Raw genomic sequence first — 24,279 nt, 5'->3', positions numbered from 1 at the left:
ACAATTTATTTCAGACTCAATTTTGCCAATCTGTTAATGAATAAACACGCCTTCGTCAGGTCATGCTTAATACCGTGATACTTAAATCACAGAAGTTAATAAACCAAGACCGAAATCTCTATTTACTAATTTCTGTAATCCGAACTTATCTTAAGTTCTGGTGGAGACTAGGAGAGTCGAACTCCTGACCTCCTGCGTGCAAAGCAGGCGCTCTACCAACTAAGCTAAGTCCCCAGCTTACATCATCAGTTATGTATCTTTTATCTATAACTTCAACCAGTCAAAGTCATGGTGGGTCTGACAAGACTTGAACTTGTGACCCCACGCTTATCAAGCGTGTGCTCTAACCAACTGAGCTACAGACCCTCAGATACATCTATGAAGAACAACTTGTTGTGGATTCTTACCAATCGTCAATCTTTCGTTAAGGAGGTGATCCAGCCGCAGGTTCCCCTACGGCTACCTTGTTACGACTTCACCCCAGTCATCGGCCACACCGTGGTAACCGCCCTCTTTGCAGTTAGGCTAGCTACTTCTGGTGCAACAAACTCCCATGGTGTGACGGGCGGTGTGTACAAGGCCCGGGAACGTATTCACCGCGGCATTCTGATCCGCGATTACTAGCGATTCCGACTTCATGGAGTCGAGTTGCAGACTCCAATCCGGACTACGATCGGCTTTTTGAGATTAGCATCACATCGCTGTGTAGCAACCCTTTGTACCGACCATTGTAGCACGTGTGTAGCCCTGGCCGTAAGGGCCATGATGACTTGACGTCGTCCCCGCCTTCCTCCAGTTTGTCACTGGCAGTATCCTTAAAGTTCCCGACATTACTCGCTGGCAAATAAGGAAAAGGGTTGCGCTCGTTGCGGGACTTAACCCAACATCTCACGACACGAGCTGACGACAGCCATGCAGCACCTGTATGTAAGTTCCCGAAGGCACCAATCCATCTCTGGAAAGTTCTTACTATGTCAAGGCCAGGTAAGGTTCTTCGCGTTGCATCGAATTAAACCACATGCTCCACCGCTTGTGCGTACCGTCAATTCATTTGAGTTTTAGTCTTGCGACCGTACTCCCCAGGCGGTCTACTTATCGCGTTAGCTGCGCCACTAAAGCCTCAAAGGCCCCAACGGCTAGTAGACATCGTTTACGGCATGGACTACCAGGGTATCTAATCCTGTTTGCTCCCCATGCTTTCGCACCTCAGCGTCAGTGTTAGGCCAGATGGCTGCCTTCGCCATCGGTATTCCTCCAGATCTCTACGCATTTCACCGCTACACCTGGAATTCTACCATCCTCTCCCACACTCTAGCTAACCAGTATCGAATGCAATTCCCAAGTTAAGCTCGGGGATTTCACATTTGACTTAATTAGCCGCCTACGCGCGCTTTACGCCCAGTAAATCCGATTAACGCTTGCACCCTCTGTATTACCGCGGCTGCTGGCACAGAGTTAGCCGGTGCTTATTCTGCGAGTAACGTCCACTATCTCTAGGTATTAACCAAAGTAGCCTCCTCCTCGCTTAAAGTGCTTTACAACCATAAGGCCTTCTTCACACACGCGGCATGGCTGGATCAGGGTTCCCCCCATTGTCCAATATTCCCCACTGCTGCCTCCCGTAGGAGTCTGGGCCGTGTCTCAGTCCCAGTGTGGCGGATCATCCTCTCAGACCCGCTACAGATCGTCGCCTTGGTAGGCCTTTACCCCACCAACTAGCTAATCCGACTTAGGCTCATCTATTAGCGCAAGGTCCGAAGATCCCCTGCTTTCTCCCGTAGGACGTATGCGGTATTAGCATCCCTTTCGAGATGTTGTCCCCCACTAATAGGCAGATTCCTAAGCATTACTCACCCGTCCGCCGCTAAGATCAGTAGCAAGCTACCTCTCTCCGCTCGACTTGCATGTGTTAAGCCTGCCGCCAGCGTTCAATCTGAGCCATGATCAAACTCTTCAGTTAAAATCATTTTGTACCTTATTTAAAGACAAGGTACCAATTCTGGCTCATCAATTACTGACTTAAATTTCGCTCAAATAAACTTCGAGTAATTTAAACCAATCAATCAATGAAAATTATTTCGATTAATCAATCAGTAAAAATCCACACAAGTTGTTCTTCAATTCTCTTAATGATCTTCTTCCTGGTTCGTCACCAGCAAGCTAGGTCGGCTATATTACTCTTAATCTCTTAAAAGTCAACAGGTAATTTCGATATTTTTTAAAACTTATTCTCTAAACCACCTTGTCATCAAATTCATCACTTAAAGCAACCAACTTAATCACAAGTAACTGTTTTTCAACAAGTTTCTATCTGCATCACCGCCGATGGATGTGCATTATAGAGCATTAAGATCCCTTTGCAATAGCTTTTTAAACATTAGAGCAACAACAGTTCGCTTTTTGATCAAAAATGGTAAAAATATTCATTTTTTATATAAACATGGTTGTAAAAGCAGCAATTTATCGAGATTTTTTTCATTCTGGTTCTTCTCTTGCCATCTTAAAGGCCGGCAATCGATATATTCACAATATCCACCCTCTCCCTGAAGACACTGATCATTCCAGCTTAACTGGTAGCTGAAACTTCCTATATATCCAGCGGCCAATCCAAATTTATAATCACCACGACTTTCAGCATAGAGCTCAAAAATAACTTTGCCATTTTTTTTACATTGCCAAGAGAACTCTCGAGGTAAGTACATTTCTCTTCCAAAAGGTGTTTGAACTTTTGGATAAACACGATAAATATGAAAATTAACATCTTCAGTAAAAGTTAATGGTTCTTTGCCTATTTCTTGAATATCTAAGCGTGAGCACAAAACGATATTCCATTGGTTTCTTATTTGGGTCAGAGTGACTTGGGTTGTTTCATTGAGATTAATCACTTGATATGTGTAAAAACATAAAGATAGAAAGGGTAAATGTAATGCTCGAGCATGTTTAAATCGCCCTAATCCACTCACTTCATATTTTTGCCCTTTATATAAGATTTCACCTTCACAATGACAAAGAACTGTCCAATAGTCTGATATTCCCCATTGCAAAGCAGATGAGTTCAAAATATTGGAAGGAGTTTGAATAACTAGATCACAGCTCATCTCAGAATCCACTCGTTTAAGATGAATTTGAGGAATTTGCCATTCAATAAGATCAGTTTTATCAAATTGGTAGTAATTAGGATTAAGCTGACATTGTCTTCGAATTGAATAAATTTTTAAGTGATCTACACTGTGTAAACTACTACTGACCAATACTGTTGCTGTATCAATCGCAGAAGTCACAATACTGTTTGCGTTATAACAAAGGGGAATTCTAGGCTGTCCAATCAGGCTAATATAATTAAAATAACGAAGTGGCGCAGGTAAGTTAGGAAGGATTAAACCTTGATAAACAACTTTGAAAAAGCCTCTAGAAGGCTGATATACAACGCCCCCATTTGAGTTGAGGCCCAGCTGCTGCAATTGATTTATCTGATTCATCAACTTCGGCATACTGAACCTCATATAATTTATGTTCTGATAGTCTCGTTATTTTTTTTAGCTAATAGTGTGGTAACAAAGCCCGATAGAGCATAGATTATTGAAACAATCAAAATACCCATTGGGATATTATAAGTGATTGCTGCAAAAATCAGTACTACTGGCAACATAACTACAAAAGGAACACGCTTACGATCCATTTGCTTAAATGAATAGTATTTGATGTTTGAAATCATAAGTAGTCCAACCACCACCATGATTACCGAATTAATCACTTGAATCGCAATATCACGCAAATCGAAAATGAATGGGTAATCTCGCGCAACCCATACAAGTGAAATAATAATAATTGCAGCAAGTGGACTTGCGATACCAATAAAGTAACGTTTATCAACTACTCCAATTTGAACATTAAAACGCGCTAAACGGAAAGCCGCACAAGCAGTATAAACAAAACAGCAAGCTAAACCTATACGGCCCAAATCATGCAGACTCCAGCTATACATTAGCATTGCTGGCGCTACACCAAAGGCTAACAAATCTGACAAAGAGTCATATTGCTCGCCAAAAGCACTTTGCGCACCAATTGCTCTGGCAACTCGACCATCTAACCCATCTAACAATGCTGCTATAAAAATGGCATAAATTGCTTGAGTAAATTCGCCATTCATACTCGCAATGATGGAATAGAAACCAGACAATAAAGCGGCTGTAGTAATTAAGTTAGGCCAAAGATAAATACCTCGACGTTTTACTTTTTGTCCTTCCGGATTATCTTCCTCTTCAACCACTTCGAACGTAATCCCATCAAAAGAATGTTCATTATGAGTTAAATCTTGCTCTGGTTTAGGCGCATTTGTCATTATTTTCTATTCCAAACATGTGCATTGATTTAGATTAATTATTACTCACCCACTAACCAGCGTACAGCGGCGTGACCACCCGTTTCTTGCATACGTAAGTGAGGGAATAACCATTGTAGGGCTTGATCGGCTTGTTCAGAGAACTGCCAAGGCGGGTTGATTACCAATAAACCACAACCATTTAGACCTACAGGAGTGTCATCTGGCCATACACAAATTTCACAAACTAACTGACGGCGAATTCCTGTTTTGAACATTTTCTTTTCAAAACGCTCAATCATCGCTCGGTCTTTAATTGGATACCAAACTGCAAAAACGCCTGTTGGCCATTTCTTATAAGCTTGTTGTAACAATTCAACTAATTGCGGAAAATCTTTACGTTCTAACTCGTATGGCGGGTCAATCATGACTAGACCGCGCTTTTCCTTCGGTGGAATTACACCAAGTAAGCCTTCATATGCATCGCGCTCGTGCAAACCTGCACGTTTGTCATGAATGTTATGACGTAATTGCTGAAAAACATCACGTTGCATTTCAAATATAGTCGCTTTATCAATTTCGCGCATACCTTGTAATGCAAACCAAGGAGAACCAGGATAACTACCCTTACCTTCTTGAGAGCGTAGTTCTTCAACAAGTTTTAAGTATTGTTGAATTGCTTCAGGAGCTTGGCGCTTTTCCATTTCTGAAAGCTGAACAAGACGATGAATACCTGTTAGGAATTCTCCTGACTTTTGCGCAGGTGCTTGAGATAAATCATATTTTCCTGCACCTCCATGCGTATCGATATAACGATAAGGTTTATCTTTGGCATTTAAACGATTAAGAAGCTGTAGCAAAAGCACATGCTTCATAACATCTGCAAAGTTGCCCGCATGGAAATGGTGACGGTAATTCATGTTGACTTTAATTCCTCAATTCAACAAATAGTTTAACATGAAAAAAATATTCTTTCGTAAGGTTGTGATCATCTAAAATAGAGCTGCTTGATATTTTTACGATCTATTCGAGGTTATATGCACTCTCACTCGCTTCCTGATTCATGGAATCTGGATCAAATTTTAGATGATTTAAATGCACATGGTTTTGCAATTATAGATCACGCTTATTCAGATCAATATCGCGCTCAGGTTGCAAATGAATGTAGCCACCATATGGATGAATTCAGAGAAGCTGGTATTCAAAACGGCGTGGTAAGCAATATTCGGAGTGACCATATTCTATGGATTAATGATCAGCTTCCGATTGCCCAACAACATATTGAAACGCTAAGTTTATTATCGCAAAGTCTAAATCAAGCATTTTATTTAGGAATTAAAGAGGTAGAAGCTCATTTCGCCTGTTACCATGCAGGTGAATTTTATGCATTACACCGCGATAATCCTCAGCAAAAAAATGATCGTATTATCTCTAGTGTTTATTATTTACACCCTGAATGGCAAGAAGACTGGGGTGGACAATTAAGGTTACAAGATAAAAATGAAAATTGGCATATTGTTAAACCTGAACCTAATCGGTTAGTTGTATTTCAAAGTAACTTATTGCACGAAGTTTTAGTTTCTAAACAGCAGCGCTTATCAATTACAGCATGGCTTCGTAGTGGAAACTCAATTTGGGGTTAGATGAGTGCTCTTTAAATTTCTCAAATGACCCCGATATAAGAGCTATTGATTAAAAAGGGCGAAGGCGTATGTCTATTGAAACAAAAGCAATTGTGACCAGAATTGGTGAAACAGACCAACTCTATTTAACGGAAAATACGCCTGAGCTTGCTTTGGAACGTGCAGATTTACGTATGCAACTCGCGATGTTAAGCCGCGTTCGCCAAGAGCAAATTCATTTTTTGCAAGAAGCTATAGTTTTGCTCGAACAAGCTCGCATTGAATATGACGAGATGCCAATGAATTTATATTTAAATTTATCATTGCATTTAGCTAAAGCGTATATGATTTATTTTGAATTAAATAAAGAAAAGCGCTTTGCACTCATTACTCAGCAAATTTTGAAACCACTATCGCATCATGAGCATGCAGATATCTATTTCTTCTTGGCTTATGCTTCGGCAGCACAAGAAAAACCTGCCCTCACTCGGCATTGGCTTACTAAATATGTATCTACAACTCAATGTGATCTTGAGCTGGTTCATGAACATCCGGTATTTCATCCAGTACGCCATGAGTCATGGTACAAAGATTTATTAAAACGAAAAACTCATTAAAGTATGAATTTTAAAAGGCCTGTTGCTAATAAACAGGCCTTTTTATTTTGCTATTTTTTGAGACTATCTTCATGTAACTGTTCATTGAGTTCATCAATGACGACAATCCACTCATCATCTTTTTCCCAATGACTTTTTAAAAAATCACTTTGTCCTTTTGACCAAAAGGGTGCTTCATGTAATTTCTGTTCAGCAGGCAATTGATGCGTTTTGATGAAGTTTTCAATACTGGCCTCGTCAGCATCTAATCCCAATTGTTCAAATAAAAGTCGTAATGTCGGTTGCTGTTCAAACACTGTTATTCTCCTATAACTTCTTTTCCATAATCTAACAACTATAGGGTTTAGTTGCATATCTATGTCTATATTTTCTTGTTGTTTTTTGTGTGTAGTTATAAATTTTCAAACATAAAAAAGCACCCTACAAGAGAGTGCTTTTTAATTCATTAAAGTAATGAATTATTTTACCATGTCAGCAATTGCTGCACGTTCTTCTTCAAGCTCGTTTAGAGTGAAGTTGATACGCTCACGGCTAAATTCATCGATTTCTAAACCTTGAACGATTTTATATTCACCGTTTTCAGTTGTTACAGGGAAACCGAACATAACGCCTTCAGGAATACCATAAGAACCATCAGATGGAATACCCATAGTTACCCACTTGCCGTTTGTACCAAGCGCCCAATCACGCATATGGTCAATTGCAGCGTTAGCAGCAGAAGCAGCAGAAGACAAACCACGCGCTTCGATAATCGCAGCACCACGTTTACCAACAGTTGGAAGGAATACATCTTTGTTCCAAGCTGGATCGTTGATCTTGTCTTTTAAGCTTTCGCCGTTTGCAGTTGCAAAACGGTAGTCAGCATACATTGTTGGAGAGTGGTTGCCCCAAACTGTTAAGTTTTCGATGTCAGCAACAGCAACACCAGCTTTTTGAGCAACTTGAGTCAACGCGCGGTTGTGGTCAAGACGTAACATAGCTGTGAAGTTTTTCGCTGGAAGATCTGGAGCAGATTTCATTGCGATATAAGCGTTAGTGTTTGCAGGGTTACCTACAACTAATACTTTAACGTTACGGCTAGCAACTTCGTTTAAAGCTTGACCTTGGCCAATGAAGATTTCACCGTTAACTTTTAACAAGTCAGCACGTTCCATACCAGGACCACGTGGACGAGAACCAACTAATAATGCATAGTCAGCATCTTTAAATGCAACTTTAGGATCATCAGTCCCGATCATGCCAGCCAATAAAGGGAAAGCACAGTCATCAAGTTCCATCATTACGCCTTTAAGCGCTTGTTGTGCTTTTTCAACTGGAACTTCAAGCAATTGTAAAATAACTGGTTGATCTTTACCTAGCATTTCACCGCTTGCGATACGGAATAATAAGCTGTAACCAATTTGACCTGCAGCGCCAGTCACGGCAACACGAACGGGTTGCTTCATGTAATTGTCTCCAATGAGTGTCCTTAATCGGGCTAAATAGCGATTCTATCTAACCAAATCATCATAAACGGCAAAGATTGTACTCTAAAGAAGTTGCAGATGCATGTAAAAGCGACTCATTTTCACCAAAAGTCTGATAGAAAATACAAATTAATTTTTACAAATAGATTCAATGTATGGTCAGCATTTTTTTATGAAATGGTAGCTCGCTTAGTAACTACCTTTAATTGTAATTTCACTTGGACAATTCGAGACAACATGATTTGAACACTGTTTATATTGGCCATTTACGGTGTAACAGACTTTAACTTCTGTGAGCACAACATCAGAACGAGATAACTGACAATTAAAACGAATACCATTTTGAGGCATGCTTGGATTAAGCTTCGTAAACTGCTGACGTAGTGTAGATTGCTGCATTTCTACATTGCTAGAACTTGTTAAATTAGCAGGTATTTTTAACCGCTCGGCAAAGTTAATAATCGTACGGAAATATTGACTCGCATTCATAGGAACACAGCCACCAACACTTTTCCAAAGCTGCACGCGAGCATTATTGTCTGGCATAACACGAGCAACAACTTTAGCTTGTAATGGTGATAGTGCAGCAGAACTTTCTGTTGAACAGTCAGTTCGGGTAGTTTCCGGCATTAAGCCAGTAATTGTAAGTGAATATCCTTCAAGACATTTACGCTGCTTCTGTTTAGAAGGATCTAACGAACAGACAGCAGGCGTCATCTGTACATGCATGACATAACCTTGCACGTTAACAGGTTCCGCATGTAAAGCAGAACTCATCAATCCAATGCTTGCACAGATCAACCACCATGCAAGTTGTGATATTGATTGAGGTCCTAAATATCTATATTTCATTTAATTAAAACTTGGTTATGCCAATTAAAAGAATGTTCCATCATTCATCATCTAAAATTAAGGTGATGACCGCATTGGAATGACTTTCATACGCTGTATTAATGACTGAGCGCCTTGACCCAATACCACTCCATAGTGTGTCGCATTCGTCATGACATGCTTAACGTAATCTCTTGTTTCAAGCAATGGAATGGTTTCCGTATACTGATCAGCCTCAATCGGTTGGTAATCTGGTTGCCAACGTCTTGCACGATTCGGACCAGCATTATAACCCGCTGTCGCTAAAACAGGGTTATTGCTTAACTGACCTTGAATCATTGATAAATAAAATGTTCCATAACGAATATTGGTATTCATTTCACTCAACGCCGCCGGATTATATGTCTCCCCCATCTGACGAGCAATCAACTTTGCTGTATCAGGCATAATTTGCATCAGGCCACCTGCCCCCACATGGGAACGTGCCGAGGTAACAAACCGACTTTCTTGACGCATTAAACCATAAGCCCAAGCTGGATCAATTCCAGCATTGTAACTATGACTTACGACATTAGTCTTATGTGGAGTGACATAACGATAGGTATCATTATGTTTATTAGTTGTACGATCCGCTGCATAAATTGCACGGTCATACCAACCCATATCATGAGCACGCTTTGCAGCAGCTAATAATAAACCATCATCATGTTGGAGATAGGCCTGACGGACTGCCCAGTTCCATTCGCGATTTGTATAAGTCGGATTGGCGTTAATGCGTCTCAGAGTAAATGCACGGTTAAAGTGAATATTTTGATCTAAACGGCGCAAATCACTTGCAGTTGGCTCATCACTATAAGGTTGATGATTATAGCGTACACCTAAACGGTCTTTTGCAAGTAAGTTGTGATAATCATCACCACTTTCAGCGAGTTTCTTATAAATACGTTGTGCCGTATTTTTAGAATTACTATCACCACGCTGTTCTGTCGCACGAGCTAACCAATATTGCCAGCGATCTTCTTGCTTCTGTGAAACAGACATACTATCAATCGCACGAATCAAGCTTTCCCATGCACTAAAGCGAATTGCTTGTCGTGCATAAATTTCAGCTTCTTCAGGGCTTAAAGGGTAGCCATAACTCGCATCAAAGTATTGAAGAACTTCTCGGTTAAAATTATTTTTCATGACCGTAGTTCCGCCAATATAAGCTACGGTTCGATATAGATATTTTTGTACATTCTCGGGAGTGCCTTGTGCTACTCGCTGCACATTTGCAAAAGCATTTCCCAAGTCATTATTTGCTAGACGTCCCAATGCAAAAATCAGATAAGCATAATCAGCATCATTAGTTTTTGGGGCAGTCCACAAATAGTTAAGCGGATTTGCTTGAATCTGGTTAAGCTGAGCCAAAGAAAGATTTATTCCTAAACTTTGAGCAGTAGCAAGTGCCTGTCCAGATAGACCAGAGCGTAGCTGTACCCAAAGACGTTGTTGCTTATCTTGAGTACTCATTAATGGACTAGAAATCATCATACGACCAAGCCCAACACATGATTCTGGTTGAGATTCTGTTGCCAACCAAACATCTTTATATTCAGCAAATACTAATGCATCACCACTTTTAGCTCTCACCTGCGCTAAAGCACAATTTTCGGCTGGATCAGGGTTAGAAACATAAGATAAAAGTGGTTGAGCAGACACAAAGTCAGCTTGTTTTACTTTTTCTTCTACATAGTCTGCTGCAAGCTTTTCTGCCATAGCAGATTGAGGATAGCGCTGGGCAAAACTTACAATTGATGTTGGAGATTGAAAGCCTAGATTGCTGTTTAATTTCCAGTACTCAGGATAATAACCCAATACATCATTTTGCATTGCAGCCTGATATTGATCTAACAAGGCTGTATTACCACTATTTGCGGCATTTAATGCATCATTAAATTGTTCTTCTGCTGCATAAGACAATGAACAACCAAGTAAACACACAGCTCCTAACCAGCCACGATGTGCATATTTATTTTTCATCACACGACTCTTGTTTGATGAGCTCTTTTTACTTGGTCTCATAAATGTGTTAAACCCTGACTATCCACCTTTAGGCATAGTTTAATTATTCTTCGTGCTTTCTTTTGTTGTGTTATGTAACTCTCTGATTCAACATCATTAAAATTTATGTCATTTATCTCCATAAATCATAGCTCGCTTATGGCAGTTTAATTTTATCTGTTCAGCTCAAATACTGTTATAATGTTGGGTTTGACCCGTTTTGGGTTGTTTTATTATTTAACTAGATCGATCTGTTAGGAGCCTGCATGACGGTTCAAACCTTCATTCCCAATGGTGCCAAAGCTGCCTCAGAAAACACTGTTACCCAGCCAACGCACACCACTGATGTTTCAATAAAAAAACTTTATATTGAAACTCAAGGGTGTCAGATGAATGAGTATGACAGTCACCGTATGGCAGACCTTTTAGGGGATTCTCACGGCTACGTTTTAACGTCAAATCCTAATGAAGCAGACATTCTGCTCATGAATACTTGCTCTATCCGTGAAAAAGCACAAGAGAAAGTATTCAGTGAATTAGGCCGCTGGCGCAAATTAAAAGATAAAAATCCTGATCTTGTGATTGGTGTCGGTGGATGTGTTGCGTCTCAAGAAGGTGACAACATTCAAAAACGTGCGCCTTACGTGGACATGATTTTTGGTCCTCAAACACTCCACCGCTTACCGCAAATGCTTGATCAGCATAATGCTCAAGTAGAAAAACCGAAAAAAGATAAAATCAAACTGGTTGATATTTCTTTTCCAGATATCGAAAAATTCGACTTTTTACCTGAACCACGCGTAGAAGGCTTTAAAGCATTCGTTTCTATTATGGAAGGTTGCTCTAAATATTGTTCTTTCTGTGTAGTGCCATATACACGCGGTGAGGAAGTTTCTCGTCCACTAGATGATGTACTCGCAGAAATTGCTGGTCTTGCTGAAAAAGGTGTCCGTGAAATTTCATTGCTGGGTCAAAATGTAAATGGCTACCGTGGTGAAACATTCGAAGGTGGCATTTGTACCTTCCCTGAATTGTTACGACTCGTTGCAGAAATTCCGGGTATTGGACGACTACGTTATACAACTTCACACCCACTTGAGTTCTCTGATGAGCTTATTCAGTGTTATGAAGATTTACCTCAAATGGTTTCACATTTACATTTGCCTGTACAAAGCGGATCTAACGATGTTCTACAGGCCATGAAGCGAAATCACACTATTGATGTGTATATCGATAAGATTGCCAAGTTACGTAAAATACGCCCTGACATGCATTTATCGAGCGACTTTATTATTGGATTCCCTGGAGAAACTGATGAAAATTTCGCAGAAACACTTCAGTTTATCAAAGACTTAGATTTCGACCACTCATACAGCTTCGTTTACTCAAAACGTCCTGGCACACCAGCATCAGACTTGCCAGATACAACACCTGAACACGTTAAAAAAGAGCGTTTAGCCCAAGTTCAAAAAGTGATTAAACAGTCTAGTATTGAAAAAACTGACGCAATGCTTGGCAAAATTGAACGTGTTCTCGTTGAAAAAGTATCTGATCAAGACCCTAATATTTTATTAGGTACCGCAGACAATACTCGTCTAGTCACTTTTGTAGGTGATGCTTCATGGGTGGGTCGCTTTGCGGAGATCGAGATTACTGAAATTAAAACTTTAAATTTAGTTTACGGCGAGCTCTTGAATCTTGAGCCTGACGTGGCGTAATGTAGAGGTATTCTAAAGTCTACTGAAAGGTTTTCTCTTGACTGCAGCGATTCGACGTACCGTAACATTTCCTGAAGTTTCAATGGAACGTTTAAAGAGCATCTTGGGTGCCTATAATGGGCACCTTAAGCAAATTGAACAGCGTTTAGATGTCAAAATTACTCATCGTGGAGATGTTTTTCACATAGATGGTGAGATACATGCTGTTGGGAGAGCCGAAGCACTATTGCAGCGACTCTATGAAGAGTCTGAGGTATCCCAGCAAATCAGTGCTGACTTGTTGCATCTACTCATTCAATCTTCTCAAACCGAGCGTAATTTCGAGCTGGTTGGTGAAGAGATGGATGAGCATGATGCACCAATGGATGTCTATTTCCAGACTCGAAAAGGCCGTATTAATCCGCGTGGTGCCAACCAAAAACGTTATGTACAACGTATTTTACAAAGCGATATTTCTTTTGGTGTCGGCCCTGCTGGTACAGGTAAAACTTATTTAGCAGTTGCCGCAGCCGTAGATATGCTCGAACGCAACGAAATCCAGCGGATTTTACTTGTACGTCCTGCGGTAGAAGCAGGAGAAAAGCTTGGTTTCTTACCGGGTGATTTAACCCAAAAGATCGACCCATACTTACGACCTCTTTACGACGCCCTTTACGAAATGCTCGGATTTGAAAAAGTTGCCAAACTAATCGAGCGTCAAGTGATTGAGGTTGCTCCTCTTGCTTATATGCGTGGTCGTACTCTTAATCATTCATTTGTAATTTTGGATGAAGCCCAAAACACAACACCTGAACAAATGAAAATGTTCTTGACCCGTTTAGGTTTTGGCTCTCGCGCAGTGATTACAGGTGATATTACCCAAGTAGATTTACCTCGAGGCCAACAATCTGGTTTGGCACACGCTCTTCGTGTACTCGAGAATATTAAAGAAATTCATATTACCCGTTTCCATTCTCGTGACGTTGTACGTCATCAACTTGTTCAAAAAATTGTTGAAGCGTATGAAGGTTGGGATGGTGAACAACAGCGTCTTAATGCTGAAGCACGTGCTGAACGTAAAGCACGCCAAGAAGCATTAGTCGCCGAAAACGATACAGCAGCAGACTTGCAACATCAGGATGCTTAAGGATTCACTTTGAAAATCAGTTTAAGTTTACAACAAGACTTTCAATCACCTGAGTTAGAGCTCAAACGAGCTCAACTCAAAAAAATTATTGAAACCACTTTACGTCACGTTGGCTACAAAGAAGATTGTGAAATTGGTATTGCCTGTGTTGATCTGGAAGAAAGCCATCAACTTAACTTGCAATATCGAGAAAAAGACAAACCTACCAATGTTTTATCCTTCCCAAGTGATATTCCAGAAGAAGTTTTACCAATGCTTGATGCACTTCCATTAGGTGATTTGGTGATCTGTATTCCAGTGGTATTACAAGAAGCTTTGGAACAGAAGAAAACTGCTCAAAATCATTTTGCACATCTATTGGTTCATGGTGTTTTACATTTACTTGGTTATGACCATGAAACAAGCAATGAAGATGCCGAAGAAATGGAAGGCTTAGAAATTGAAATTTTAGCTAAACTCAATATTGCTAATCCTTATCAGGAATCAGAAATTTCACCTTGAAACGATTCATAACAGAATCAGCTTTCTAATTTATTTTTGAAATGTGGATATCCTACAAGTTATCCACATTTTTCATTAATGTACCTCGAATTCAGCTTCAGCTGGATCAAAACGCCAAGTACGAATAATACGTAGCTCAGAAATATCTTTCATATTGCTATCAAAACGACCAAATGGCGCACCACGGCGTACAGAAGCTTTTGCAGCTTCATCTAAAACTGAATGTCCTGAACTTTCAAGTAAACGAATTGCACGAATGCCCCCTTGAGCATTCAAAATCACCATAAGGCGAACTTCACCTTTTAATTGTTGTTGTTTTGCTTCTTCTGGATAATAACGGTTACCGTAAAGCTCCACCTTTTCACGGAACTTATCTAAATAAGCTGCTGAAGCATCTTTCTTGGCTTGAATACCATCGACTGTTTTTATTTTTTGTTGACGACTGAAATCTTGCTGACGTTGTAAATATTGAGCTTCTAGGCTCGCGACCATTGCAGCTTTAGCTTGAAACTGGCTTTCTAATTGCTCAAGTGCTTTCTTTCTTTGACTCTCCTCAGCTTGTTTCTGCCAACTCAACACAGTCATGAGTACTTTTTCTTCAAACTTAAGTTCTCTTTGTTGCTGTACTTTTTCTAAAGTTTCTAACTGGGCTTCTCCCGTCGAAGCATCAGTTGTCATAGGCGTCGGAGAATTACTAGACATCCGATGAGCCTCTCTAAAAGTTCCTGAACCTTGTTGGTCTGCTTGCGCTAAAAAATCTGCATGCTTAACAGCATCCTCAGCAGGACGAATAGATATAGCGATTTCTTTTGTGGATTGCTCTGACGGCGCAGGCATAGCAAAATGAATAAGCAGCACAAGAGTATGCAACAAGATTGCGAGTATTATTGCAACAATAAAGACTCGGTCTTGCCACCAATAAAGAAAAGGCTCTATAGGAAGACTTCTTTTTTTCAACATAATCTTAAAAGCATATAAATGCCTTTTCCCCACGGTACTGATACCGAACAAAATACAAACTGATATTCAAATATGGATAAAAGTGTGATTCACTTCAAATATGAGTTTTTATCCATTTTCATTTTGTGAAAATGTATCAATTAAATTTGTTACACTGCAATATCAAAACGTGTTTTTAACATAATAAAGAGTGTGTTGTTTCTTTAATAATTCATCTTCTGGAAGTTCTTTTATGCAAACGCTATTTTCCTCACTAGTCAAACGTCTTCATAAAGTCTACCGCAAAGCTGAAGCATTCATTGAGGAAGAAAGAGATTTTACATTGTCGCAAACTTTTCTAAACGCGACATTAGAACGCTATGTTACCAATAATGTCGAATTTCTAGATGATTTGCATACAGACCTTTATCACGATTGGTTAAGGCTTTATGCCACAATGCATGTCAAAGGTTTAGAGACGACTTTATCTGTTGACTTAAAACTGATTCAGATGGAATTTAATAAAGAACAGCAACTAATAGTTTTTGAACAGATTAGTAATACACAAATAGTAGAAGCTAAATATAAAAATTTCTGGCAAAAAATTGCTGTAAAAGCTGCTATTTTTTACTATCACAAAATTCTAAAAAAAGATCCTTTGGGCATGATTTTGGAACGTTTTAACGTAGCCCAAGAAAAAGATGATCTTATCTTCCTAGACCTGAACCGTTGGTTCGGTAAGAAAGCCAGTATTATTGAAACATTAGGCAAAGTTCATATTAACTATGCGCGGGTTCGTGAAGCAGAATTGGTCGTCTTTGGTAATGTGAACCTTGCAGCTTTACTTTTCAAAGATCAAGATGACGATTTTGAAGATGAACTAGAAGACTCTGAGATTACGCCAATACAGCAAAAAGATGCATAACAACTGTATGAGCTAAAGAAATTTGCTGCTAAAAAACACAAAGAGATTACATATTTAGCATAAATCCTGATTTTTTCTCCATGATCAACAGGCATAATATGCAAAAGTCATAGATGCATCAGCACTGACCTTTCAGTCTGTACAAGGATATTTACTTATGGCAACAAAATTTCTGAAATCATTCAGCATCGCAACTGGTATTTCGACAACTTTGCTTATTGCAAGTTTCTCTAGCCATGCACTTGCCATGAGCCCATTTCAGGCAAATTATCAGTTTACCTATAATAATAAAGGCATGGGTTCAGCAACACGCGCACTTAGTCAACAAGGAAATAACTGGACTTATCTATTCACTGCAAAAGCAGGTGGAATCGCTTCTGCGAGTGAAACCAGTAAATTTAGTTTTGCTAATGGTAAAATCAGTTCACAAAGCTTTAGCCGTACCAGTAAAATTTTAATTCATAACAACACTATGAATATTAATTTTAACCCTGGTAATAAGACAATTAGCACTAAGAAAGATGATAAAGCACGCTCATTTGCTTGGCAGCCAGGCGTACTTGACGAGCTAAATGCTGAATTACAAGTCCGTGAAGATTTAAAAAATGGTTCACTTAAATCTTCTTACCCTCTTGCAGATGCAAAAGAAGTCGAAAACCGCCGTTTTGTAAAACAAGGCAACGAAAAAGTTAAAACCTCTTACGGCACCTTTGATACAGTAAAAGTGGTTTTAGAACATGGCAGACCAGATCGCAGTACAATTTTCTGGTTAGCACCTAAATTAGACTACTTACCAGTTAAGGTAAGCCATATTGATGGCAAAACATCTTATGGTTTGTTATTAACAAGTTATAGCGGTAAAACGAATTAAAGCTTGCATTTTTTCGGATGCTTTTTAAAATACGCATTTGCTTTAAAAGCATCCGTCTAGAGGATTCTCCCGTGCACGCACTAGAACAGAAAATCTTAACAGAAGGTATCGTTCTATCTGATCAAGTGTTGAAAGTCGACGCTTTCTTAAATCACCAAATTGACCCTGTCCTCATGCAGCAGATTGGTAAAGAATTTGCCGCTCGCTTCAAAGATGCAGGGATTACCAAGATTATTACCATTGAAGCTTCAGGTATTGCGCCAGCAATCATGGCAGGTTTAGAACTTGGTGTACCTGTGATTTTTGCTCGCAAATATCAATCGCTCACTTTAAAAGACGATTTATATCGCGCCAAAGTATTTAGTTTTACTAAACAAACTGAAAGTACCATTGCTATTTCAAACAAGCACATCAACTCAAGCGATAAAGCTTTAGTCATTGATGACTTTTTAGCAAATGGTCAAGCTGCACTTGGTTTAATTGACTTAATTCATCAAGCAAATGCAGAAGTTGTAGGTGTTGGTATTGTGATTGAAAAATCATTCCAACCTGGCCGTGATTTATTGCTTGAAAAAGGTTACCGCGTTGAATCATTAGCGCGAGTTAAATCACTTACTGATGGCACAGTAACTTTTGTTAAAGAATAAAATTGTTTTAATAAAAAAGAGCGGATTTCCGCTCTTTTTTATTACTATAAAAATTAAGAATGAAGTTTTTTTACGATTTCACCTAAACGCTTACCTTGCGCTTCACATAAAACCTTTTCATCTTGACTTAAACCTTGGTCATGACGTGGACCACTCACATGGCTAGCACCATAAGGCGTTCCGCCTGTTTTCGTATTTGATAAGGCGGGAATAGAATTTGGTAAACCTAAAATCATCATGCCATGATGAAATAACGGCGGTAACATTGTTAATAAAGTACTTTCTTGCCCACCGTGCATTGAACCAGAAGAAGTAAAAACGCAAGCAGGTTTATTATGTAATGCACCATTGAGCCAGAGACTTGTCGTTTGGTCCCAGAAATATTTCATTTCACTCGCCATATTACCAAAGCGAGTTGGAGACCCTAGTGCCAAGCCAGCAGAATTAGCTAAATCCTCTAAAGTACAATAAATATCGCCTTCTTCAGGAATGCTCGGTTCAGCCTCTGTTACAACTGTTGCAATATTAGGTACTGTTCTTATTTTTACAGCAACCCCAGCAGACTCAACACCATTTGCAATAAGATGCGCCATTTCTTTAGTAGAACCATATTTACTGTAATAAAGCACAAGAATGTAAGGTTGCATCGCTTTCATGAATTTTGTTAAAAAGAACACTATACGGTATTTTTTATTTTTTTGGCGAAGCCAATTCTATGAAATTTTAGAGGTGATTGATTTTTAAGGGCAACAGTAACAAATATCGGTAAAAGCTTTTTATGATGTTTTGTTACGATGATACATACGGAACTTTCAGAATACTTTTTATTCTTTAAGTTAAAGTTTACCCATATCAACGATAGTGTTCTCGACCGAAGACACTGGTGAATATCAATCACCCACATCATGATTAAAAAAATCGGGATAGATGACGCATGTTAGAACGTTTTTTGAAGAGACTTCCTTTTTATAACAAGACCTGGTTTCAATTTATTTTATTCGTGATTAAGCGTTTTGAAGCTGATCGCTGCCGGGAACAAGCTGGCGCTCTCACTTATACAACTCTTTTTGCTGTTGTGCCGATGCTAACAGTATTTTTAGTTATTATTTCTTCAATTAAAGCGTTAGAACCTGCTAGACAACAGTTACAGCACTTAATCTATAGTAACTTTTTACCTAAAAGTACCATTGCATTTGATAAGGCACTCAATGCATTTACCGAAAAATCCAGTAATTTAACTGTAATTGGTGTGCTGTTCCTATTTGTCACGACAGTTTTAATGCTGACAACAATTGAAACTGCCTTTAATCGCATATGGAGAGTGAAAGAAACTCGTAGTGGCATTGTAGGTTTTATGCGCTACTGGACCATTATTTCGCTTGGCCCCATTATCTTAGGTAGTGCTTTCGTTATTTCATCAACCGTTGCATCAATGAACTTATTAAGTAATAACTTTACAGGTTATCAACTTGATGGCGCCTTTCTACTTTGGCTCATTTCTTTTGTTCTTACTGTATTGGGATTCTTTATTTTATATTGGACCATTCCCAACCGCACGGTCCCGTTATTTTCAGCAGCAATTGCAGCATGTTTAAGTGCTGTATTATTTGAAATACTCAAAAACTTATTTGGCTTTTTAATGTCCAACTTCACCAGTTATGAAATCATATACGGTGCATTTGCGGCAGTACCTATTTTCCTACTATGGGTTTTCTTATCTTGGAATATTGTTTTGCTTGGGGTCGAGGTGAGTTTTGCCCTTACCGCTTTCCATTCAGGTAAAGAGCAAAAAAGACATCCAGTACTCATGCTACTCGATATTTTAGAACTCTTTTATAAAAAGCAGAAACTTGGTGAAAGTGTAAGCGATAAAGAAGCATTAGGTATTTTAGGCCGCGGTGAAGTTGGTCGTTGGCCCGCTTATGTCGTCTTACTTGAAGAGCAAAATTTAGTTAAACGCACAGATAAAGATGAATACGTTTTAGTTCGCAATTTATCTCAAGTCGACTTCTGGAGCTTCTTCACTGCATTGCCTTATCCACTTCCCCTACGTCTAGATGTACTCAATGTGCATGACGACGACGAATGGATGGAAAGAATTGGCCCTGCACTAGTTGAATCAAACGACTATTTAGCTGCAAAGCTATCTATTCCACTTTCAACGATTTTTGAAGAGAAATAATATACATGAACAACAGGGTTTAGCCTTTGTTTGGTTGGCCCTGTTTTAAGCTCATAATAATGATTCCTGATAAAACCAAAATACTTCCAGCTACAAATTTGATTTCTAATTTTTCATCTAAGAACAACACACTAAAAAGCACACCAAATAATGGCGTCAGAAAGGAAAATACGCCTAAACGTGAGGCTAAATAATTTCTTAATAGCCAAAACCATAGTAGTAAACTTGCAAAAGATACAATCAATGTTTGAAAGCTCAGACTTAAAAATGTCAATTTCGTAAGATGAATTGTGGTTTGATCTGTCGCAAAAGCGATTAAGATTAATAAAATAAAACAACCCGTGAGTTGATAAAACAAGGTTTGCGTTGCTGGGGCTTGAGCCAAAGAAGATAAGCGAACAATAATGGTGCTTAATGCCCAAGCCATTCCCGCCATAAGTGCATATAAATCACCCAATAAAACTTGCACTAATGCTGCGCCATTTAGAGTTGTAGCTGTCGGATAAAATGTAATAATAATTCCCATAAAAGCCAAAGTAATGCCTGCCCACTGCGCTCGGTTCAAGCGCTCAGTAGGAAATTTCCAATGAAGTCCCAATGCGACAAAAATTGGAGCGGTATAGAGTAAAACTACAGTATGGGAAGTCGAGGTGAGTTTTAAGGCTTGAGTTACGAAATAGAACTCTAATGAAAAAAATAAAGCAACAAGCGCACCAGCTTTACATTGTTGATAAGAAAACAGATGGATAGAACTATCACGCCACAATAAAGGCAATACTAAAAGTGCAGATAATCCAGAACGTAAAGCAATTTGCATAATCGGCGTAATATCTGCAGCCGCTATTTTTAGAACCACTTGTTGAAGTCCTAAAATCATGCATAAAAGCACCATTAAAGCCGAAGCTCTGGTATCCAGATTTTTGCGCTCGTCCATTTAATACCTTTATTTATAGCGAAAAATCAGACTATAGAACTGTCGTATTTGCATGATATAGTGAAAAACAGACAAGCTATTTGCATTTTCAGGCAATTTTCATAGATGAAAAAATCAGCTCAACGTGTGCAAGATTTTCTAGAAATTCCCGCTCACAATTCAATTCCTGATTTACTCTGGTTTCGTGTGCGAAATGAGCCAGCAGAAACGGTTTATCCTCAACATGCACATGCATGGGGTGAATTTATTTATGCTTTTAGTGGTGTACTCGAAGTTAATATTGATCAAATCAACTATTTAACACCGCCACCTTACGGGATTTGGCTACCACCTTATACTAAACATAGCGGAATTAATCGCAATGAAGTGACCCATGCAACCTTATATATTCACGAAAGTCTGTGCCAAAAGTTACCGCAGAAAGCAGGAATATTATTAACTTCACCGCTTGTACCTGCGTTGTTAGACCACTTAAGGCAATATCATCAGGATGAAACTCAAGTTGAATATTTACGTCTACTTCAGGTTCTATTAGATCAACTCATAGAAGCTGAATTAGTCGGTAGTTATTTACCAACAACTCACCATCCAGCCTTAGCAAAAGTTTTAAATGATTTACATCACAACCCTGCCGATAACAGTACTTTGCAAGAACTCGCTGAACGGATAAATATGACTGAAAGGACTTTGGCTCGTTACAGTCAAAAAGAGTTAGGCATGTCTTTACATGAATGGAGACAAAGATTAAAAGTTATGAAAGCAATGACTATGCTCAATCAAGGAAAAACAATTGAAAGCATCGCTTTTGATTTAGGTTATGCCAGTGCATCAGCATTTATTTATATGTTTAAACGCTGGATGGGATTTACCCCAGACCAGTTCCGAAAGCTCTATCAATAACTTAATGTCGAGAGCAATAAAAAACCCTATTATCAGTTCAATAATAGGGTTCAAAACTTAATGAGCTAAATCAAATTATGCTTTAACAAAAGTTTCCCAAACAAAATCTTGAGTAGCACCTTTCAAAGTCATTTTTAACTGATCACCAGCATTCAACGGCCCTACACCTGCTGGCGTACCTGTCATAATGACGTCGCCCGGTTCAAGTGAAAACACCTGATTTATATCAATCAATAAGTAAGCAATGTTAAACATAAGCAAGGCTGTATTACCATCTTGACGTAATTCATCATTTATATGGAAAGTAAACTTAGTCTCTTCCCAATTGGTAATTTCACTTACATCTACCCAGTGCGCAAGTACACATGAACCATCAAATGCTTTTGCTCTTTCCCAAGGCTGGCCTTTATCCTTCAATTCATTTTGCATATCACGCAAAGTTAAATCTAACCCTAAAGTTACCGCCCCAATAGCTTGCAATACTTTTTGCGGATCAGTTTCGCCTTTTAGTGGCTTATCAATACGTAAAACAAATTCGCATTCGAAATGGCAACTACCCCAAGATGGATTCCAGGAAATACCTTCATCTAAACCAATCAAACTACTTGGCGGTTTGATAAACAATACTGGTCGTCCCGGCATTGCATTGTTCAGCTCTTTTACATGATCGGCATAACTTCTGCCCACGCAAACGATTTTTGAAGGACGTGTATTCATGAGGCTTCCTTTATATTGTTGCGACTAATAATTCCAATAACTTATTTCTTAAATGTATTTTCAAATACGGTTTGATCTGAAGCTTGAGCAAAAGCACGTTTAGGTACAATAATGACCGTCTTATTTTTTAGCTCAAGCATATAAGTCAATTTACCTATGGCAAAAGTTTGTACGTCACCATACTGTACAACTTGTTTACGACCCGCAGCATAAAGTTCAAAATAATCCTGATATAAATCGATTCCCTGCTCACTCTTACCAAACTGATAACGTACAAACTGACGTTTAAACATCATTGGTAAAAGCCAATAGCGCATTAAACCTTGCATAATTAGGAAAAAAACACCTAAAGCAACATAGTAACGACCAACACCTGAGAAACCTAAATAAAGCCCCCAAATAATGATTGCAACACTAATAACAGGGGTTAAAAAACGGCTGAATTGCTTCTTTCCGAACGTCACCAAGCCAAACCCGTCTTGAGACTCTTCTAAATTTAAATAATAACGTAAAGATAAAGCGCTTTTTTGCTCGGTCATCACAATGTGTCAATATTGAATAAATCGAAACTATTAGAGCATATTCATCTACGCTTTAAAATGAATCAAAAGTGATTTTTTATTTTTGCTCAACTTATAAGACTTTCAGTTGTGCAAGCGGCTTACTCGTTTCATATATAGAACATAGATTCATATTTATAAGGCTTATTTCATATTCTTAAATTTATAGAATGCTTCTATTGTCTCTTTTAGTGGAATTCGTCATGTCTTTCTTTGCAAAACTATTTGGCTTAAATCAAAAATCGGCAACTCAAGAAGATGTGGCTGTTAAAGCCATTCAAGAACTAGAGCCTTCAAATGCAGTTTCTTTCTTAGAACTCATTAAGAACCGCCGCTCTATTTATGCAATTGGAAATAACTTAAGCCAAACCAACGACGAAATTGAAAAATTAATTCAAGAAGCTATCAGACATAGTCCTTCTGCATTTAACTCTCAATCATCTCGCGCTGTTATTTTATTTGGACAATCACATCAAAAATTCTGGGATACTGTTCTAGAAGTTTTAAAAAGTATTATCCCAGCTGAAGCTGTATCTGGAACAGAACAAAAAATTCAAAGTTTTGCCGCTGGTGCAGGCACAGTTTTGTTTTATGAAGATCAGAACGTGGTTAAAGGCTTACAAGAACAGTTTGAAGCTTATGCTGATAATTTTCCAATCTGGTCTGAGCACTCAACAGCAATCGCTCAATTTGCAGTTTGGAACGTATTAGCTGAACAAGGTGTTGGTGCTTCATTGCAACACTACAACCCAATTATTGATGAGAAAATTAATACTGCTTTCAATATTCCAGCTGAATGGAAGCTAAGAGCTCAGTTAGTTTTTGGTTCTATTGAAGGAAATGCTGGAGAAAAAGCCTTTATTGATGATTCAAGCCGCTTTAAAACATTTGGCTAATCAATATTTTGTACTATCGTTTAGAGCTGGTTGCCATGAGCACCAGCTTTTTTAATAAAACTATAAAAAAATAGGCACAAAAAAACCGCTATAAATAGCGGTTAATTCTTCAAGTGGTGCGCTCAGAGAGATTCGAACTCCCGACCCCTTAGTTCGTAGCCAAGTGCTCTATCCAGCTGAGCTATGAGCGCGTACTTGATGGAGGGCATTATACGCAGTTTTTCTATTTTAGAAAGACATTTTTCATCTTTTCGTCATCGAACGTCTAGTTCTTAGCCATTAGAAAATACAAAGGTATGATCTCGCTCAGGAATGTAGTCTGCTTAGCTATGAAATCGGTTTGAAATATTTTTTTTCAATTAAAGTTCTTTACGGCTACACCCCAATTTGGGCATTTTGGCCAAATGAGTAAAAATAAAAGTATAGTTTTTTAGTCAGGATTATATAAATAAAATATTTCTAC

General features: G+C 38.8%; 22 protein-coding genes, 3 tRNA genes, 1 rRNA gene and 1 pseudogene. 11 read left to right on the top strand and 16 right to left on the bottom strand.

The window, feature by feature from the left end:
* Positions 1–158 precede the first annotated feature (158 nt).
* The 6 genes and pseudogenes from NE363_RS02445 to NE363_RS02420 form a co-directional block, all read right to left on the bottom strand.
* Positions 159–234 (bottom strand) — tRNA-Ala (locus NE363_RS02445).
* Positions 235–289: 55 nt separating this feature from the next.
* Positions 290–366: transfer RNA gene (locus NE363_RS02440), tRNA-Ile, on the bottom strand.
* A gap of 59 nt (positions 367–425) precedes the next feature.
* Positions 426–1,960, bottom strand: a 16S ribosomal RNA gene (locus NE363_RS02435).
* 444 nt (positions 1,961–2,404) lie between these two features.
* Positions 2,405–3,491: pseudogene (locus NE363_RS02430) on the bottom strand (DUF6670 family protein).
* 17 nt (positions 3,492–3,508) lie between these two features.
* On the bottom strand, positions 3,509–4,342 hold the full coding sequence (gene pssA, locus NE363_RS02425; RefSeq protein ID WP_004705447.1) for a CDP-diacylglycerol--serine O-phosphatidyltransferase: 834 nt from the start codon (positions 4,340–4,342) through the stop codon (positions 3,509–3,511).
* A 41-nt stretch (positions 4,343–4,383) separates the two neighbouring features.
* Positions 4,384–5,241, bottom strand: coding sequence for a 23S rRNA (adenine(2030)-N(6))-methyltransferase RlmJ (locus NE363_RS02420; protein ID WP_445535756.1), 858 nt, complete (start codon positions 5,239–5,241; stop codon positions 4,384–4,386).
* A 117-nt stretch (positions 5,242–5,358) separates the two neighbouring features.
* Here NE363_RS02420 and NE363_RS02415 point away from each other — a divergent pair, with 117 nt between their 5' ends.
* The gene (locus tag NE363_RS02415; protein WP_049064619.1) at positions 5,359–5,964 is read left to right on the top strand and encodes a 2OG-Fe(II) oxygenase; all 606 of its coding nucleotides are present in this window, start codon (positions 5,359–5,361) and stop codon (positions 5,962–5,964) included.
* Positions 5,965–6,032: 68 nt separating this feature from the next.
* Complete coding sequence (locus NE363_RS02410) at positions 6,033–6,560, top strand: hypothetical protein (protein ID WP_004705440.1); 528 nt, start codon at positions 6,033–6,035, stop codon at positions 6,558–6,560.
* Positions 6,561–6,610: 50 nt separating this feature from the next.
* Here NE363_RS02410 and NE363_RS02405 read toward each other — a convergent pair whose 3' ends face one another.
* The 4 genes from NE363_RS02405 to NE363_RS02390 all read right to left on the bottom strand — a co-directional run bounded on the left by NE363_RS02405 (position 6,611) and on the right by NE363_RS02390 (position 10,879).
* Positions 6,611–6,856: a DUF2789 family protein gene (locus tag NE363_RS02405; RefSeq protein WP_445535755.1), complete on the bottom strand. Its 246-nt coding sequence runs from the start codon at positions 6,854–6,856 to the stop codon at positions 6,611–6,613.
* A gap of 162 nt (positions 6,857–7,018) precedes the next feature.
* Positions 7,019–8,005 (bottom strand): malate dehydrogenase, encoded by a 987-nt coding sequence (locus NE363_RS02400; RefSeq protein WP_002119517.1) that lies wholly within the window; start codon positions 8,003–8,005, stop codon positions 7,019–7,021.
* A 210-nt stretch (positions 8,006–8,215) separates the two neighbouring features.
* Positions 8,216–8,878, bottom strand: a complete 663-nt coding sequence (locus tag NE363_RS02395; RefSeq protein ID WP_191001086.1) for a ribonuclease T2 family protein — start codon at positions 8,876–8,878, stop codon at positions 8,216–8,218.
* A gap of 57 nt (positions 8,879–8,935) precedes the next feature.
* The gene (locus tag NE363_RS02390) at positions 8,936–10,879 is read right to left on the bottom strand and encodes a lytic transglycosylase domain-containing protein (protein WP_039251732.1); all 1,944 of its coding nucleotides are present in this window, start codon (positions 10,877–10,879) and stop codon (positions 8,936–8,938) included.
* 287 nt (positions 10,880–11,166) lie between these two features.
* Between NE363_RS02390 and miaB the strand changes: the two genes are divergently transcribed.
* Genes miaB through ybeY form a run of 3 tightly spaced genes read left to right on the top strand, consistent with a single transcriptional unit; the run spans position 11,167 to position 14,245 of the window.
* Positions 11,167–12,618, top strand: a complete 1,452-nt coding sequence (gene miaB, locus NE363_RS02385; RefSeq protein WP_068935662.1) for a tRNA (N6-isopentenyl adenosine(37)-C2)-methylthiotransferase MiaB — start codon at positions 11,167–11,169, stop codon at positions 12,616–12,618.
* Positions 12,619–12,655: 37 nt separating this feature from the next.
* The gene (locus NE363_RS02380) at positions 12,656–13,744 is read left to right on the top strand and encodes a PhoH family protein (protein ID WP_445535754.1); all 1,089 of its coding nucleotides are present in this window, start codon (positions 12,656–12,658) and stop codon (positions 13,742–13,744) included.
* A gap of 9 nt (positions 13,745–13,753) precedes the next feature.
* Positions 13,754–14,245 (top strand): rRNA maturation RNase YbeY, encoded by a 492-nt coding sequence (ybeY, locus tag NE363_RS02375; RefSeq protein WP_191010498.1) that lies wholly within the window; start codon positions 13,754–13,756, stop codon positions 14,243–14,245.
* Positions 14,246–14,320: 75 nt separating this feature from the next.
* On the opposite strand, the gene NE363_RS02370 is transcribed toward ybeY, so the two are convergent.
* Positions 14,321–15,205, bottom strand: a complete 885-nt coding sequence (locus NE363_RS02370; RefSeq protein ID WP_004705430.1) for an energy transducer TonB — start codon at positions 15,203–15,205, stop codon at positions 14,321–14,323.
* 232 nt (positions 15,206–15,437) lie between these two features.
* Here NE363_RS02370 and NE363_RS02365 point away from each other — a divergent pair, with 232 nt between their 5' ends.
* The 3 genes from NE363_RS02365 to NE363_RS02355 all read left to right on the top strand — a co-directional run bounded on the left by NE363_RS02365 (position 15,438) and on the right by NE363_RS02355 (position 17,627).
* Positions 15,438–16,109 (top strand): hypothetical protein, encoded by a 672-nt coding sequence (locus NE363_RS02365; protein WP_004705429.1) that lies wholly within the window; start codon positions 15,438–15,440, stop codon positions 16,107–16,109.
* 157 nt (positions 16,110–16,266) lie between these two features.
* Positions 16,267–16,980, top strand: coding sequence for a DUF3108 domain-containing protein (locus tag NE363_RS02360; protein ID WP_151749370.1), 714 nt, complete (start codon positions 16,267–16,269; stop codon positions 16,978–16,980).
* Positions 16,981–17,051: 71 nt separating this feature from the next.
* Positions 17,052–17,627, top strand: coding sequence for a xanthine phosphoribosyltransferase (locus NE363_RS02355; protein WP_002050789.1), 576 nt, complete (start codon positions 17,052–17,054; stop codon positions 17,625–17,627).
* Positions 17,628–17,680: 53 nt separating this feature from the next.
* Here NE363_RS02355 and wrbA read toward each other — a convergent pair whose 3' ends face one another.
* Positions 17,681–18,274 (bottom strand): NAD(P)H:quinone oxidoreductase, encoded by a 594-nt coding sequence (gene wrbA, locus NE363_RS02350; protein WP_174724368.1) that lies wholly within the window; start codon positions 18,272–18,274, stop codon positions 17,681–17,683.
* 287 nt (positions 18,275–18,561) lie between these two features.
* Between wrbA and NE363_RS02345 the strand changes: the two genes are divergently transcribed.
* Positions 18,562–19,809, top strand: a complete 1,248-nt coding sequence (locus NE363_RS02345; RefSeq protein WP_004705421.1) for a YihY family inner membrane protein — start codon at positions 18,562–18,564, stop codon at positions 19,807–19,809.
* Positions 19,810–19,828: 19 nt separating this feature from the next.
* On the opposite strand, the gene NE363_RS02340 is transcribed toward NE363_RS02345, so the two are convergent.
* Positions 19,829–20,743, bottom strand: a complete 915-nt coding sequence (locus NE363_RS02340) for a DMT family transporter (protein ID WP_019456551.1) — start codon at positions 20,741–20,743, stop codon at positions 19,829–19,831.
* 105 nt (positions 20,744–20,848) lie between these two features.
* On the opposite strand from NE363_RS02340, the gene NE363_RS02335 reads away from it, so the two are divergent.
* Positions 20,849–21,643: a helix-turn-helix domain-containing protein gene (locus NE363_RS02335; RefSeq protein WP_445535753.1), complete on the top strand. Its 795-nt coding sequence runs from the start codon at positions 20,849–20,851 to the stop codon at positions 21,641–21,643.
* Positions 21,644–21,718: 75 nt separating this feature from the next.
* Here NE363_RS02335 and NE363_RS02330 read toward each other — a convergent pair whose 3' ends face one another.
* Positions 21,719–22,360, bottom strand: coding sequence for a fumarylacetoacetate hydrolase family protein (locus NE363_RS02330; protein WP_445535752.1), 642 nt, complete (start codon positions 22,358–22,360; stop codon positions 21,719–21,721).
* Between the two features lie 41 nt (positions 22,361–22,401).
* Entirely contained in the window at positions 22,402–22,899 is a 498-nt protein-coding gene (locus NE363_RS02325) for a YcxB family protein (protein ID WP_004705413.1), read from the bottom strand.
* A 224-nt stretch (positions 22,900–23,123) separates the two neighbouring features.
* Here NE363_RS02325 and NE363_RS02320 point away from each other — a divergent pair, with 224 nt between their 5' ends.
* Complete coding sequence (locus tag NE363_RS02320) at positions 23,124–23,816, top strand: nitroreductase family protein (RefSeq protein WP_445535751.1); 693 nt, start codon at positions 23,124–23,126, stop codon at positions 23,814–23,816.
* A gap of 114 nt (positions 23,817–23,930) precedes the next feature.
* Here NE363_RS02320 and NE363_RS02315 read toward each other — a convergent pair.
* Positions 23,931–24,007, bottom strand: a tRNA-Arg gene (locus NE363_RS02315).
* Positions 24,008–24,279: the final 272 nt, after the last annotated feature.

The organism is Acinetobacter sp. G18, from assembly GCF_052660225.1.
This window is presented reverse-complemented; position numbering and strand designations above follow the sequence as displayed.